Source organism: Streptomyces sp. NPDC043996 (genome assembly GCF_056435225.1).
The window spans coordinates 288,535-302,622 of the sequence record NZ_JBWKEY010000014.1 but is presented as its reverse complement, the minus strand read 5'-3'; the positions used below and the strand labels follow the sequence as shown (position 1 = coordinate 302,622).

Here is a 14,088-nt window from a genome sequence, read left to right as displayed (position 1 = left end):
GTGGGGAAGCCTGAGGCGAAGGCGGGGGCGCGCATCCAGGGGCCAGTCCAGAGGCGGGCACCCCCACCACGGCCGCCCCGGGGCGGAGCCCGTGGTGGGGCTAGTCGGCCAGGAGGAGGAAGGAGGCCCGGGGCGCGCCCAGGGTCGGGGACTTGGCCTCGACCAGATACGTGCCGGGCTTCGCACCCCCCGCCGGCGGCGTAGCGCACTGCGGAGCGCTGGGCTTGCGGTCCCACTGCACGGCGTGCGTGATCTGCCCGCCCGCCGGCACCCGGAAGAGCAGGCTCGTCACGGCCGCCGCCGGGCAGTCGTCCGAGGACCAGATCTCGTCACCCGTATCGGACTGAGTGATCGTCAGGACCGTTCCCTTGGCGCCGAGATCGACCTTGCAGGCCTTGCCGCCCTTGTTCACGGCGGTCAGCTCCAGCTTCGGCTTCTGCCCGACCTCGTACTCGTTCCGCACACTGCGCAGCTTCAACTTCACCGTGCCGGGCGCGCAGTTGGCCAGCGTCGAGCCCGCGGGCAGCCGGTTGCCGGAGCCGCCGCCACCCTTGGCGCCGTCGTCGGAGCCCGCGCCGCCCCCGGAGCCGCCGGAGTCCTCGCCCGAGCCGCCGGAGTCCGAGCCACCGGAGTCACCGGAGCCGCCCGAACCGCCGGAGCCACCGGAGTCGTCGGAGCCCTCCGACTCGTCGCGGCCGCCCGGGTGTTCGCTGATCGCGGGGCCCGTGCCGGTGGGGCCGGGCGTGATGGACGTCGCGGGGCCGTTGCCCGACGGCCCGTCAGCGCCGTTCTTCCCGCCGCCCCCGCCCGAGACGAGTGCCCAGACGACGAGGAGCGCGAGGAGCGCCACCACGGACACCAGGATGGCCCTCCGGCGCCAGTAGATGGAGGAGGGAAGCGGACCGATCGGATTGCGCAGAGATCCCACGCCCAAACCTTACGAGAGAACCGCGCGTTGTCTGGCCCCACCCGCCGCCTCAGGTCACAACTTTTGCGGATCATCATCATGGTTCCGGCCACCTGGCCCGCCCCGCGCTTGACCTCCGTCCCTGTCTTTCGTCAGGTCCGATATCGGTCCATCGCTGGATGTGACGATTCGGAATCCCTCCGTACGGTCCGTAATCATGGACACCATGGATTCCTCCGGCCTTTACCTCGACATCACCGAGTTCGCCCACGACACCCCGACGTGGGTGCAGCATCTTGCCGAGGTGTGGACGGAACTGGGCCTGCTGCTGTTCGGCGCGCTGTTCGTCGTGGCCTGGTGGCGGGCCCGGAGCGGCGACTCGCGGGCGTTCGCCGTGGCGGTCCTGGCGCCCCTGGGCACCGCGCTCGCCTATGTGATCAGTGAGTCGGTGAAGTCCCTGATCGACGAGGAGCGGCCGTGCCGGGCCGTGAAGGGCGCGCTGACGCCGCTCGTCGAGTGCCCCCCGCACGGCGACTGGTCCTTCCCCAGCAACCACTCCACGATCGCGGGCGCCGCCGCCGTGGGCCTCGCGCTCGCCTGGCCCCGCATCGCCGCCCTGACGCTGCCGATGGCGGTGCTCATGGCCTTCTCGCGGGTGTTCGTGGGCGTCCACTACCCGCACGACGTGGGCGTCGGACTGCTCCTCGGCGCGGCCGTCGCGTTCCTCGCGGTACGCCTCGCCGCGCGCCCCGTGGCGCGGATCACCGAGACGATGCGGGGGTCGCGCGCGGCGCTCGTCACCTGGTTCGCGGGCTCCGGCCCGGCCGCGCCCGCGGCGCGCACCCCGGAGCCGGACCGGGCACCGTACGCCCCGCAGGCCGCGGCACCCTCGTACCAGTACGGCACCCAGGCCCCGTACGACGACTCCGCGCACCAGGGGCAGACGTACCAGGGACAGCAGGCCTACCAGCGGCAGACGTACCAGGGACAGGGGTACCAGGACCACGGCTACCACGGCCAGCACGGGTACCAGGACCAGCACCAGCCCTACCCGGGCCAGTCGTACGGCGACCCGCACGCCGCCCCGTACATCCCCCAGCAGTCCCAGCAGTCCCAGCAGCCCCACTACGACGGCCACAGCGGACATAACCGGCACGGCGAACATACCGGACACGGCGAGTACGACACCACATACGGCGACTACCAGCAGCCCCCGACCCACCGCCCCTGAAGCCGGAGTTCAGCGCGGCGTGCCCGGTGTCGACGGGGCGCCGTCGTCCGCGACGAGGCCCGCCTCGTAGGCGACGATCGCCGCCTGAACGCGGTTCTTGACCTCGAGCCGGTCGAGGACCGCGCTCACGTACGCCTTGACCGTGCCCTCCACGAGGTGCAGGCGCGCGGCGATCTCCGGGTTGGAGAGACCCGCCCCCACCAGGCCGAGGACCTCCCGCTCGCGCGGGGTCAGGGCGGCCACCCGCTGGCGGGACCGCGCCTCGCGGCCGATGCGGCGCGCCCCGAGCCCGTCGATGACGTGCCGGGCCACCTTCGGCGACAGGAACGCGGCGCCGCCCGCCACCGCCCGCACGCCCGCGATGAGTTCGTGCGGGTCGCCCGACTTCAGCAGGAACCCGGTCGCGCCGCCGCCGAGCGCCCGCGCGACGTAGGCGTCCTCGGAGAACGTCGTCAGCATCGCGACCGCCGTGCCCGGCAGCGTCCGTACGATCTCCTCGCCCGCGGCGAGGCCGTCGAGGCGGGGCATGCGGATGTCCAGGAGCGCCACGTCCGGGCGGTGCGCCTGGGCCAGTTCGATCGCCGCGCGGCCGTCGGCGGCCTCCGCGACGACCTCGATGCCCTCGCCCGCGGCGAGGATGGCGCGCACCCCGGCGCGGATCATCGCCTCGTCGTCGGCCAGCAGGACGCGGATCACCGGGCCCCTCCTTTCCCGCGCGTCTGTGCGCGCGCCTCGCTCCCGGTCCCCGCCTTGGGGATCACGGTCTTGTCCACGAGCTTCCCGTTCTCGAAGCAGAGCCTGAAGTGCGTGGACGAGGTGAACAGCTGCCCGTCCGCGCGGTAGTAGCGGCAGTCCGCGCCCCGCGGCGGCGGGACGGGCGCCCGCTCCACGGGCGGGTCGGCGACGCTCCGCTCGGGCAGCACGGCGGCGACCTCCGCCTGCGGCGCGCCGACGCGCAGCGCGGCGAAGTCGGCGGGCTTCAGGACGGAGTGCGTCTTCGTGTACGCGTACCAGCCGAAGCTCCCCGCGACGAGCACCGCGCCGGTCGCGGCGGCGGCCCCGAAGGCGAGGACGGTACGACGGCGGGCGTGGGCGAGGTGGCCGGAGGCGCCGCCCGGCGGCGCGGGCGCCCCCAGTCGCGCCCCCTCAGCTTCGTCCGCCGGGCCCGCGAGGGCGGCGGCCTCCGTCGCGTCGGCGGGTATGCCCGCCCGCACCCGGAAGCCGCCGCCGTGCGGCCCCGCCTCCAGCGAGCCGCCGAGCGCGGCCAGGCGCGTCCGCAGGTCAGCGAGTCCGGAGCCGCCGCCGGAGGGCGAACCCGGCTGCCGGGATGGCCCGTTGGTGACGGTGATCGTCGTACGGCCCCGGGCGCGGGTCGCGCCCACGGTGACGGGGGCTCCCGGCGCGTACTTGGCCGCGTTGGTCAGGGCCTCCTGCACCACGCGGTGGGCGAGCCGGTCCGCCGCCGGGTCCTCCCGGGACCCGGCCTCGCCCGCCCCGCCTTCGAGGTAGCGCACCTCAAGGCCGGACTCCGCCGCCCGCGCGACCAGTTGCTCCACCGTCTCGCCGGGCGGGGCCAGCGGCGCGGGTTCGTCGCCCTCGTCCCGCAGCAGGCCGATCACCGCACGCAGTCGGTCCGTGGCGTCGGCGGCGGCCGCGCGCAGGTCCGAGGCCGCCGCGCGGTGGTGCTCGGGCAGGTCGGCGGCCAGCTGCAGGGCGCCCGCGCGCACCGCGATCAGGCTCAGCTCATGGCCGAGCGAGTCGTGCATGTCCTGGGCGATCCGGGCCCGCTCGCGCAGCCGGGCGCGGTCGGCGACGATGCGCTGCTCGCGCTCCAGCTGGTCGGCCCGCGCGAGCGCCGCCGCGGTCAGCGCCCGGCTCTGCCGCAGATAGCGGCCCGCGAGCCAGGGGAAGACCGCGCCGAACAGCAGCGTGCCCATCAGGACCAGCCACTCGACGACCGGGTCGACGTCCCGCACGGCCACCTTGGCGGTGCCCGCCACCGCGACCGCGGCGAACGCGGCCAGGGCGGGCCGGGCCCGCGGACCGTGCCTGCCGAGCAGGAACGCGAACGCCGCGAGCGCCATGCCGTACGAGACCGTGAACAGCGACGGCGCGGTGGCCTCGCCGGGGGCGGCGGCGAGCAGGAACGCCAGCGCGGGGCGCCGCCGCCAGACCGCCGCGGCGGCCGCGAGCGCGGCAAGACCCGCGAGCTGCTGCCACACCGTACGCGGTTCGTTCAGACCGATGGCGTCGGCACTGGCCGCGGGAACGGCCAGGGCCAGCCAGAGCAGGGCGTCCACGCGGCGTCGGGATCTCACCCTCTGACGCTACTTCCCCCCGCCCCACCCCGAAATCTGCCGATCGTCAGGGACCAGCACCGCACCCAAGGACGAACACACGGCCCATCAAGCCCGTCCAGCACCCAAGGACGAGAGCACAGCCCATCAAGCCCGTCCGGCGATTGAGGACAAGCGCGCAGCGCGGTAACCAAGCCCGTCCGGCGATTAAGGACAAGCGCGCAGCGCGGCAATCAAGCCCGTCCGGCGTTCGAGGACGAGCGCGCAGCGCGACAACCCCGTCGCGGAGCGGCGGGAACCGGTCACGCCCTGCGCGTGGCAGGATCGTGGGCATGCCGACCGCACTCGCCTCCGACCGCGTATCCGACGGCACCGCCGCAGCCCGCCCCCTCCCCGCCGACCTCCACTCCCCCGTGATCGCCTGGTTCGAGGCGCACGCGCGCGACCTGCCGTGGCGCCGTCCGGACGCCGGGCCCTGGGGGGTCATGGTCAGCGAGTTCATGCTCCAGCAGACGCCCGTGAGCCGTGTCCTGCCCGTGTACGAGCAGTGGCTCGCCCGCTGGCCGCGCCCGGCCGACCTGGCCAAGGAGGCGCCCGGCGAGGCCGTGCGCGCCTGGGGGCGGCTCGGCTATCCGCGCCGGGCGCTGCGCCTGCACGGCGCGGCCGTCGCCATAACGGAGCGGCACGGCGGCGACGTACCGGCGGCCCACGCGCAGCTGCTCGCGCTGCCCGGCATCGGCGAGTACACCGCGGCGGCCGTGGCGTCCTTCGCGTACGGCCAGCGGCACGCGGTGCTCGACACCAATGTGCGGCGCGTGTTCGCGCGGGCCGTGGCCGGGGTGCAGTACCCGCCGAACGCGACCACCGCCGCCGAGCGCAAGCTGGCCCGCGCGCTGCTGCCCGAGGACGAGGCGACCGCCGCGCGCTGGGCCGCCGCGTCCATGGAGCTGGGCGCGCTGGTGTGCACCGCCAAGAACGAGGACTGCTCGCGCTGCCCGATCGCCGCGCACTGCGCCTGGCTGGGGGCGGACAAGCCCGCGCACGACGGCCCCGCGCGCCGCGGCCAGACGTACGCCGGTACGGACCGCCAGGTGCGCGGCAAACTCCTTGCCGTGCTGCGCGAGGCCGTGACGCCGGTGCCGCAGGCCGCGCTCGACCGGGTGTGGGACGAGCCGGTGCAGCGGGCCCGCGCGCTCGACGGCCTCGTCGACGACGGCCTCGTGGAGCCGCTGCCGGACGGCTTCTACCGGCTGCCGCTGACCTGACGGCCAAGGGCGGCGAAGTCCGATGCGGCGGGCGGCGAAGGGCCCTGTCAGCTCCCGCGTAACAAACCCACGGCGGCAAAACGGGCATTAGTACCCACACTCAACTGCGGGTTTACGGCTCGCCTACTTCTGTTACACAACCGACGTACAGCCGTGCGTCCGCCGCTGGCTGCTCCGCACAACGCCGTGACACGGCCTCCGTAGCTTCATTCCCGTACCGCACAGACACAAGGGATCGCGGTCAGCGAACCGGGGACGAACGGAACGGAGGCGGTTGGGAATGGCGCACGGCGAGGTGCTCGAGTTCGAAGAGTACGTCCGCACTCGGCAGGACGCCCTGCTGCGCAGCGCCCGGCGGCTCGTTCCGGACCCGGTCGACGCGCAGGACCTGCTGCAGACGGCGCTCGTGCGGACGTACGGCCGCTGGGACGGCATAGCCGACAAGCGCCTCGCGGACGCCTATCTGCGCCGCGTCATGATCAACACGCGGACCGAGTGGTGGCGTGCCCGCAAGCTCGAAGAGGTGCCGACCGAGCAGCTGCCGGACGCCTGCGTGGACGACGCCACCGAGCAGCACGCGGACCGTGCCCTGCTGATGGACATCATGAAGGTGCTCGCCCCCAAGCAGCGCAGCGTCGTGGTGCTGCGACACTGGGAGCAGATGTCCACGGAGGAGACGGCCGCCGCGCTTGGCATGTCGGCCGGTACGGTCAAGAGCACGCTGCACCGGGCGCTCGCCCGGCTCCGTCAGGAGCTGGAGAGCCGTGCCGCCGATGAGTCGGCAGGGTCCGCTGCGCGCGCGTTCGGACGTGAGGAGCGGGAGCGTTGCGCGGCCTGAGTCCCCGGGCCAGCCGATCCGGCCTAGCCGGTCGGCCGGGACGTACGACAACTGCGGGTGAGAGGCGGAAGGCGGGGAGTGCGGCGGTGGCCGTGCTCGCCGCCCTCGGCCTTTTGCTCGTGCTCTCCGGTTGCTCCACGGGCGGCTCCGGCACCCGAGACGAGGGCCCCGCCCGCACCGGAGCGGTGGCCTCCGCGTCCCCGTCCGGCTCGCCGTCACCGGCACCGAAGAACGTCGACGCGGTCAAGCTCCTCAAGCGGGACCCGAAGGTCAGCCTCGCCGTGAAGCGCGATCTGAAGCCCTGCGTCGAGGACGAGTACCCGGTGGACGTCTCCTACGGCAACCTGACCGGAGCAGCCTCGTCCGATGTCGTCGTAAACGTCCTGACCTGTGGTGACGCCGTGGGCATCGGCAGTTACGTGTATCGCCCCGACGGCAAGAAGTACGAGAATGTCTTCGCCGACGAGCAGCCTCCCGTCTACGCCGAGATAGACCGTGGCGCCCTGGTCGTCAGCAAGCAGCTGTACGGCGAGGACGGCTCCGTGGACGACCCCACGGGCGAGGACGTCATCACGTACCGCTGGTCGACGGACCGCTTCACCGAGCGGGGCCGCGTGCGCAACGACTACAGCAACGCTGTGGGCAGCGAACCGGCCACACCGAGCGACAAGTAACACCCGCAGATCCACAGATCCACAGATCCACAGACCCGCAGACCCTGCCCCGACTGAGAACCGGAACTGAGAGCACCCGATGGCAGAACACACCCATGTCCTGTTCGTCGAGGACGACGACGTCATCCGCGAGGCCACGCAGCTCGCCCTGGAGCGCGACGGCTTCGTGGTCACCGCCATGCCCGACGGCCTGGCGGGCCTCGACGCGTTCCGGGCGAACCAGCCCGACATCGCCCTGCTCGACGTGATGGTGCCCGGCATGGACGGCGTGTCGCTGTGCCGCCGCATCCGCGAGGAGTCCACCGTCCCGGTGATCATGCTGTCGGCGCGGGCGGACTCCATCGACGTCGTCCTCGGCCTGGAGGCGGGCGCCGATGACTACGTGACCAAGCCCTTCGACGGCGCGGTCCTGGTCGCCCGCATCCGTGCCGTGCTCCGCCGCTTCGGGCACGCCAGCGGCGCGGGCTCGGCCGCGGCCGCCGAGCAGGAGCGGGGCGGCACCGACGGCGGCGTGCTGACCTTCGGCGACCTGGAGATCGACACGGAGGGCATGGAGGTCCGCCGCGGCGGCCAGACCGTCGCCCTCACCCCGACGGAGATGCGCCTGCTCCTGGAGTTCTCCGCCGCGCCGGGCACCGTCCTGTCCCGCGACAAGCTCCTGGAGCGCGTGTGGGACTACGGCTGGGGCGGCGACACGCGCGTCGTCGACGTGCACGTGCAGCGCCTGCGCACCAAGGTCGGCCAGGACCGCATCGAGACGGTCCGCGGCTTCGGCTACAAGCTCAAGGCGTGAGCTTGCGGCATGCGGGAACACCAGGCGCTGGCCGCGCGGACGTACGGGACGCCGCCGTCGCGGCCCGGGGCGCGGTCCGGGCACAGGCGCCCTACGGCGTTCGGACGGCAGGACAGGGGGCGGCGATGCGCCGGGGCATGAGCACGGCGGCCCGGTCCGCCGGGCGCGACGAGGACGCCTGGCCGGGCGGGCCCGGGGGGCCGGACGGCGGGTGGTTCGCGCGGCTGCGGGAGCGCCTTTCCGCACTGGCCGGATCGCGGCTCCGCACCGGCGTGCGCTGGAAGATCGCCGCCGCCATCGGCCTGGTCGGCGCGCTGATCGCGATCGCGCTCAGCCTCGTCGTGCACAACGCCGCGCGCGTCTCCATGCTCGACAACGCGCGCGACCTCCAGGACGAGCGCGTCCAGATCGCCCAGCGCAACTACGAGACGCGCGGCTCCACCAGCTCCCTGTACGGCACCAAGATCGACGACCCGGAGATGCCGAAGGAGCTGCGCCGCAAGGTCCTCTCCGGGCGCCGCGCCACCTTCGTGCAGGAGCACCGCGACGGCGTGCCCGACATCTGGGCCGCCGTGCCGCTCACCAACGGGCACGTCCTTTCGGTGCACACCCGCTTCACCGACCGCAGCACCGCGATCATGAAGGACCTGGACCAGGCCCTCGTGATCGGCTCCATCTCGGTCGTCTTCGGCGGCTGCGCGATCGGTGTGCTCATCGGCGGCCAGATCGCCCGCCGGCTGCGCAAGGCGGCGACGGCCGCGGGCGAGGTCGCCCTGGGCCAGACCGACGTGACCGTGCGGGAGGCCATCGGCGGCGTCGTGCGGGACGAGACAGACGACCTCGCGCAGGCCGTGGACGCCATGGCGGACGCCCTCAAGCAGCGCCTCGAGGCCGAGCGCCGGGTGACCGCCGACATCGCGCACGAGCTGCGCACCCCGGTGACCGGGCTGCTCACGGCGGCCGAGCTGCTGCCGCCGGGGCGCCCCACCGAGCTGGTCAAGGACCGCGCGCAGGCGATGCGCACGCTCGTCGAGGACGTGCTCGAAGTGGCCCGGCTCGACTCCGCCTCCGAGCGGGCCGAGCTGCAGGACATCATGCTCGGCGAGTTCGTGACCCGGCGCATGGGCCTGCTGGCCACCGAGGTGACGGTGGCGGTCGTGCACGAGTCGGAGGTCACCACCGACCCGCGCCGCCTGGAGCGCATCCTGTACAACCTCGTCACCAACGCCGCCAAGCACGGCGAGCCGCCCATCGAGGTCAGCGTCGAGGGCCGCGTCGTGCGCGTGCGCGACCACGGCCCCGGCTTCCCTGAGGCGCTGCTCGCCGAGGGGCCGAGCCGCTTCCGCACCGGCTCCGCGGACCGCGCGGGCCGCGGCCACGGCCTCGGCCTGACCATCGCCGCGGGCCAGGCGCGGGTCCTCGGCGCCCGCCTCACCTTCCGCAACGTGCGCCCGCCGGGCGCCTCGGCCGACGAGCCCGCCGAGGGCGCCGTGGCGGTCCTGTGGCTGCCGGAGCACGCGCCGACGAACACCGGGAGCTACCCGATGCTCCAGCTGCCCGACCACATGTGAGCCGGGGCGGGCGGCGGGGTCAGCAGCCCCAGTCCTTGTCCAGGTCGAGGCCGCCCTCGCGCTCCTGGGTGAACGAGAACCAGTTCCCCGAGTCGTCACGGAAGATCGCCTCGGTGCCGTACGGGCGTTCCTGGGGCTCCTGGAGGAAGTCGACGCCGCGGGCCTTGAGCTTCTCGTAGTCCCCGTGGATGTCGTCCGTGTGCAGGGCCGCGCCGAGCACGCCCTTGCTGACCAGCCTGCGCAGCGCCTCGGCCGACTCGGCGTCCATGCCCGCGCCGCCCGGCACCATCAGGGCCAGCATCACCTCGGGCTGGTCCTTGGCCCCCACGGTGAGGAAGCGCATGCCGCCCTCGCCCAGGGTCATGTCCGTGCGGACCTCCAGGCCCAGCTTCTCCGTGTAGAACTCCTTGGCCCGGTCCTGGTCGAGGACCCAGAGGGTGGAGATGGAGAGTCCCTTGATCATGGTGTGCTCCTGTACGGGGGATGTGTCAGCGGTACGGGGGATGTGTCAGCGGGGGTTCGCCGCCGGCCCGGCCACCGTAAGCAGGTGCTCCGGGGCTCCGCTTCTCAAGAATTGCCGTGCTCGCCGCGGCCCGGGGTGTCCGGCCCCTGCCCGGCGCGGCCCGGGAAGGCTCCGGCCCACAGCAGCGCGTAACACCCCGGTATGAGCGCGGCGCCCCGGCCGACGTGCTTGCGGCGGTACTCGCTGGGGGTGAGGCCCGTGTGGCGCTTGAAGGTCGTCGAGAACGTGCCGAGGCTGGTGAAGCCGACCAGGACGCACACCTCCGTGACGGCGAGGTCCGCCGAGCGCAGCATGTCCTCGGCCCGCTCGATGCGGCGCCGTGACAGATACTGGCCCGGCGTCTCGCCGTACGCCTCCTTGAAGGCGCGCAGGAAGTGGAAGCGTGAATACCCCGCGCACGCCGCCACCGCGGCCAGGTCGAGCCCGGGGTCGGCCCAGTCGCGGTCCATCGCGTCCTTGGCCAGGCGCAGCTGCCGGAGTTTCTCCACGGTTCCGATGCTGGCACGCGCCACTGACAACGGCCCCCCGGCGGACCCGGGGACGGCGACGGCCCCCGGCACGATCGCGCCGGGGGCCGTGGTGGGCCGGGGTGCGGGGCGTCCGCTCGGACGGCCGCTGGGGCCGTCGCTCCCGCCCCGCGCGCGGAGTCCCCGTCCGCGCTCCCGGCCGGCCTATGCGTCGGCGGGCGCCGCCTTCTTGTCGGCGGGGGCGGCCCCCCGAAGCGGCGTCTCCCGCACGAACACCGCGGTGAGCAGGGCGGCCACCGCCATCACGGAGCCGAGCACGAACGCGGCGTGCGTCCCGGACGAGACGGCGTGCTGGTAGGCCTCGCGCACCGCGTCCGGCAGCTTGGCGAGGCTCGCCGCGTCGAGCTGCGCGGACTGCTCGGTGACCTTGCCGCCCGCGGCACCGGCCCGCTCGGCCATCTCGTCCTGCACCCGGCTGTTGAACAGCGCGCCCATGACGGCGACGCCGAAGGACGAGCCGAGCGTGCGGAACAGCGTGGCCGAGGAGGACGCGACGCCCATGTCCTTCATCTCGACGCTGTTCTGCGCGACGAGCATGGTGATCTGCATCAGGCAGCCCATGCCCGCGCCGAGGACCGCCATGTAGATCCCGGAGGTCAGTCGGGAGGTCTCGGTGTCCATCTGGGCGAGCAGGAAGAGGCCCACGGCCATCAGGACGCTTCCCGCCACGGGGAAGACCTTGTACTTGCCGGTGGCGGTGGTGACGCGGCCCGCGACGTTCGAGACGGCCATCATGGCGAGCAGCATCGGCATGAGCAGCAGGCCGGAGTTGGTGGCCGATGCTCCCTGTACGGACTGCTGGTACAGCGGCAGGAAGAGCATCGCGCCGAACATCACGAAGCCGGTCAGGAAGCTGATCACCGACATCAGCGTGAAGTTGCGGCTGCGGAAGATCCGCAACGGCATCAGCGGCTCGGCGGTCTTGCGCTGGACGAAGTAGAAGCCGACGAGCGCGGCGGCGCCGAGCCCGATGAGCTCCATGATCACGACCGAGCCCCAGGCGTACTCGGTGCCGCCCCAGGTGGTCACGAGGACGAAGGAGGTGATGCCGACGGTGAGCAGGGCCGCACCCAGGTAGTCGATGCGGCCGCCGCCCTGCTTCTTCGGCAGGTGCAGGACGGCGCTCACCATGAACAGGGCGACGACGCCGAGCGGCAGGTTGATGTAGAAGGCCCAGCGCCAGCCGAGGTGGTCGGTGAGGGTGCCGCCGACGAGCGGTCCTCCGATCATCGCGACGGCCATGACGCCGGTCATCATGCCCATGTACTTGCCGCGCTCACGGGGCGGCACCAGCTCGCCGATGATCGCCATGACGCCGACCATCAGGCCGCCCGCGCCGAGCCCCTGGACCGCGCGGAAGGCGATGAGCTGCCCCATGTCCTGGGCCAGGCCGCTGAGCGCGGAGCCGACCAGGAAGATCACGATGGAGGCGAGGAAGGCGCCCTTGCGTCCGTACAGGTCGCCGAGCTTGCCCCAGATCGGAGTGGAGGCGGCGGTCGCGAGGGTGTATCCGGTGACGACCCACGACAGGTGCTCCAGGCCGCCGAGGTCACCGACGATCGTCGGCATCGCGGGGCTCACGATCATGTTGTCGAGCATCGCGAGGAGGATCGCGACCATCAGCGCGAAGATCACCACGCGCACGCTGCGCTGGGGTGGCCCCTCCGCCACCTGCGCCTTCTCTTCACTGCCCGTCTTAACCGCTACCGCACTCGCCATGACGCTCCCCGCTCCCCACTCCCCGACCACTTACTTGCCGCCCGGCAAGTTGGCTACACTGAGGGAAGGTAGACCCCTAACTAGCCGGGCGTCAAGCAAGTTAGCTAGCCGGTCGTCAAGTAAGCCTCAAGGGATCGCAAAGGGCGTGTCACCTAGGGGCGGCGGAGGAGTGCGAGGATCGCCCCATGGGCACAGGGAAGCAGCAGCGCCGCGGTGACACTCGCCAGCGCATTCAGGACGTAGCGCTCGAACTGTTTGCCGGGCAGGGGTACGAGAAGACGTCGCTGCGGGAGATCGCGGAGCGTCTCGAGGTCACGAAGGCGGCGCTCTACTACCACTTCAAGACCAAAGAAGACATCCTCACCAGCATCTTCGACGACATGACCCGGCCCATCGACGAGTTGATCGTCTGGGGCAAGGAGCAGCCGCGCACGCTGGAGACCAAGCGCGAGATCCTGACCCGCTACAGCGAGATCCTCGACCGCGCCGCCCCCCTCTTCCGCTTCATGCAGGAGAACCAGGCGACGATGCGCGACCTGAAGACCGGCGAGAGCTTCAAGGACCGCATGTTCGCGCTCCTGGACATCCTCAAGGACGACGATCCGGCGACGCCCATGACCACGCAGGTGCGCTGCTTCAGCGCGCTGTTCACGATGCACGGCGGGATGTTCGTCCTCAAGGACGCCGAAGGCGACCCCGAGGAGAAGCGGAAAGCCATCCTCGAGGTCGCCATCGACTTGGTGACCCAGGCGCACCACGGCGCCGCCTGAGCCGGGGCGCACGCGCGGGGAGATCGTCCGCGCGTGCCCCACTCATGCCGCCGCGACGCGTGCGGCCGTCGGGTCAGACGCGCACGCCCTGCTTGCGCAGGAAGGAGACCGGGTCGACGGCCGAGCCGTAGTTCGGCGTCGTGCGGATCTCGAAGTGCAGGTGGGGACCGCTGGAGTTGCCGGTGTTGCCGGACAGGGCGATGCGCTGGCCGGTGCCGACGGCCTGGCCGACGCGGACCTCGACGCGCGACAGGTGGGCGTACTGCGAGTACGTGCCGTTGGCGTGCTTGATCACGATCGCGTTGCCGTACGCGGGGCCGTCACCGGCGCCGTTCGGCCCCGCCTTGACGACGGTGCCCGCGCCCGCGGCCTCGACGACCGTGCCGGTCGGGACGGCGAAGTCCTGGCCGGAGTGCTTGTGCGCCCACATGCTGCCGCCGAGCCCGAAGCTCGCGGAGAGGCGGTAGTTGTCGACCGGGTCCTGCCAGCGCGGAGCCGCCGGAGCCTTCTCCGCGGCACCCGCCACGCCCGCTCCGAGCACCGTCACCGCGCCGACGCCGAGGGCGACGGCGGCCGCGCGGACGCGGCGGGACGGACGGCCGGAATGGTGGGACTTCGAGCGCTTCGACATGAGGACCTCCGGGGCGGGCGGCACAGGGGTGCCGGGGGTACGGCTACGACGGGGACGCGGCCGCACGCTGAGACGTACGGGGGACTGCACAAACGGGGACTGCACAGACAGGGCCTGCGCAGACACGGCCTGCGCAGACACGGCCTGCGCAGACGGGGACTGCGCAGACGGGCACTGCACCTACGGGGACTGCGAACGGGAACCGCACACACGGGGACCGCGCATACGGGGAACCGCACAAGCGAGTCCGGCACACGAGGGGTGTGTGCCGGACGGCCATCCCTTGGTAACCCGCCTCCGGGGCGCCGCCCAAAACGCGCTTCTACTAGGGGCGGCCGTAGC

General features: G+C 72.7%; 13 protein-coding genes and 1 pseudogene. 7 read left to right on the top strand and 7 right to left on the bottom strand.

Annotated elements, in window-relative coordinates; genetic code table 11:
• Positions 1-100 precede the first annotated feature (100 nt).
• Positions 101-928 carry a hypothetical protein gene (locus tag AC07A4_RS32580; protein WP_478605637.1) on the bottom strand — a complete coding sequence of 276 codons (828 nt, stop codon included), beginning with the start codon at positions 926-928 and terminating at the stop codon, positions 101-103.
• 196 nt (positions 929-1,124) lie between these two features.
• Here AC07A4_RS32580 and AC07A4_RS32575 point away from each other — a divergent pair.
• Positions 1,125-1,760: pseudogene (locus tag AC07A4_RS32575) on the top strand (phosphatase PAP2 family protein); the annotation flags it as partial.
• A 387-nt stretch (positions 1,761-2,147) separates the two neighbouring features.
• Here AC07A4_RS32575 and AC07A4_RS32570 read toward each other — a convergent pair.
• Positions 2,148-2,834, bottom strand: coding sequence for a response regulator transcription factor (locus tag AC07A4_RS32570; protein WP_478605636.1), 687 nt, complete (start codon positions 2,832-2,834; stop codon positions 2,148-2,150).
• Entirely contained in the window at positions 2,831-4,456 is a 1,626-nt protein-coding gene (locus tag AC07A4_RS32565) for a sensor histidine kinase (RefSeq protein WP_478605634.1), read from the bottom strand. Before AC07A4_RS32565 ends, AC07A4_RS32570 begins: the two co-directional genes overlap by 4 nt.
• A gap of 311 nt (positions 4,457-4,767) precedes the next feature.
• Between AC07A4_RS32565 and AC07A4_RS32560 the strand changes: the two genes are divergently transcribed.
• The 5 genes from AC07A4_RS32560 (at position 4,768) to cseC (ending at position 9,576) form a co-directional block, all read left to right on the top strand.
• On the top strand, positions 4,768-5,700 hold the full coding sequence (locus tag AC07A4_RS32560; RefSeq protein ID WP_478605632.1) for an HhH-GPD family protein: 933 nt from the start codon (positions 4,768-4,770) through the stop codon (positions 5,698-5,700).
• Positions 5,701-5,980: 280 nt separating this feature from the next.
• Positions 5,981-6,538, top strand: a complete 558-nt coding sequence (locus AC07A4_RS32555; RefSeq protein WP_478605630.1) for a SigE family RNA polymerase sigma factor — start codon at positions 5,981-5,983, stop codon at positions 6,536-6,538.
• A gap of 86 nt (positions 6,539-6,624) precedes the next feature.
• A complete protein-coding gene (locus AC07A4_RS32550) occupies positions 6,625-7,212 on the top strand; it encodes a hypothetical protein (RefSeq protein ID WP_478605627.1) in 588 nt (195 codons plus the stop codon).
• Between the two features lie 79 nt (positions 7,213-7,291).
• Entirely contained in the window at positions 7,292-8,005 is a 714-nt protein-coding gene (gene cseB / locus AC07A4_RS32545; protein ID WP_478605626.1) for a two-component system response regulator CseB, read from the top strand.
• Between the two features lie 137 nt (positions 8,006-8,142).
• Entirely contained in the window at positions 8,143-9,576 is a 1,434-nt protein-coding gene (gene cseC / locus AC07A4_RS32540) for a two-component system sensor histidine kinase CseC (RefSeq protein WP_478605710.1), read from the top strand.
• Between the two features lie 19 nt (positions 9,577-9,595).
• On the opposite strand, the gene AC07A4_RS32535 is transcribed toward cseC, so the two are convergent.
• The 3 genes from AC07A4_RS32535 to AC07A4_RS32525 form a co-directional block, all read right to left on the bottom strand.
• The gene (locus AC07A4_RS32535; protein ID WP_478605624.1) at positions 9,596-10,039 is read right to left on the bottom strand and encodes a VOC family protein; all 444 of its coding nucleotides are present in this window, start codon (positions 10,037-10,039) and stop codon (positions 9,596-9,598) included.
• A gap of 104 nt (positions 10,040-10,143) precedes the next feature.
• Entirely contained in the window at positions 10,144-10,587 is a 444-nt protein-coding gene (locus AC07A4_RS32530) for a helix-turn-helix transcriptional regulator (RefSeq protein ID WP_478605623.1), read from the bottom strand.
• Positions 10,588-10,770: 183 nt separating this feature from the next.
• The gene (locus AC07A4_RS32525; protein WP_478605621.1) at positions 10,771-12,345 is read right to left on the bottom strand and encodes an MDR family MFS transporter; all 1,575 of its coding nucleotides are present in this window, start codon (positions 12,343-12,345) and stop codon (positions 10,771-10,773) included.
• A gap of 185 nt (positions 12,346-12,530) precedes the next feature.
• Between AC07A4_RS32525 and AC07A4_RS32520 the strand changes: the two genes are divergently transcribed.
• Positions 12,531-13,115, top strand: coding sequence for a TetR/AcrR family transcriptional regulator (locus tag AC07A4_RS32520; protein ID WP_478605620.1), 585 nt, complete (start codon positions 12,531-12,533; stop codon positions 13,113-13,115).
• A 73-nt stretch (positions 13,116-13,188) separates the two neighbouring features.
• Here the strand turns inward: AC07A4_RS32520 and AC07A4_RS32515 are convergent, their stop codons facing one another.
• Positions 13,189-13,746: a M23 family metallopeptidase gene (locus tag AC07A4_RS32515; RefSeq protein ID WP_478605618.1), complete on the bottom strand. Its 558-nt coding sequence runs from the start codon at positions 13,744-13,746 to the stop codon at positions 13,189-13,191.
• Between the last annotated feature and the right edge of the window lie 342 nt (positions 13,747-14,088).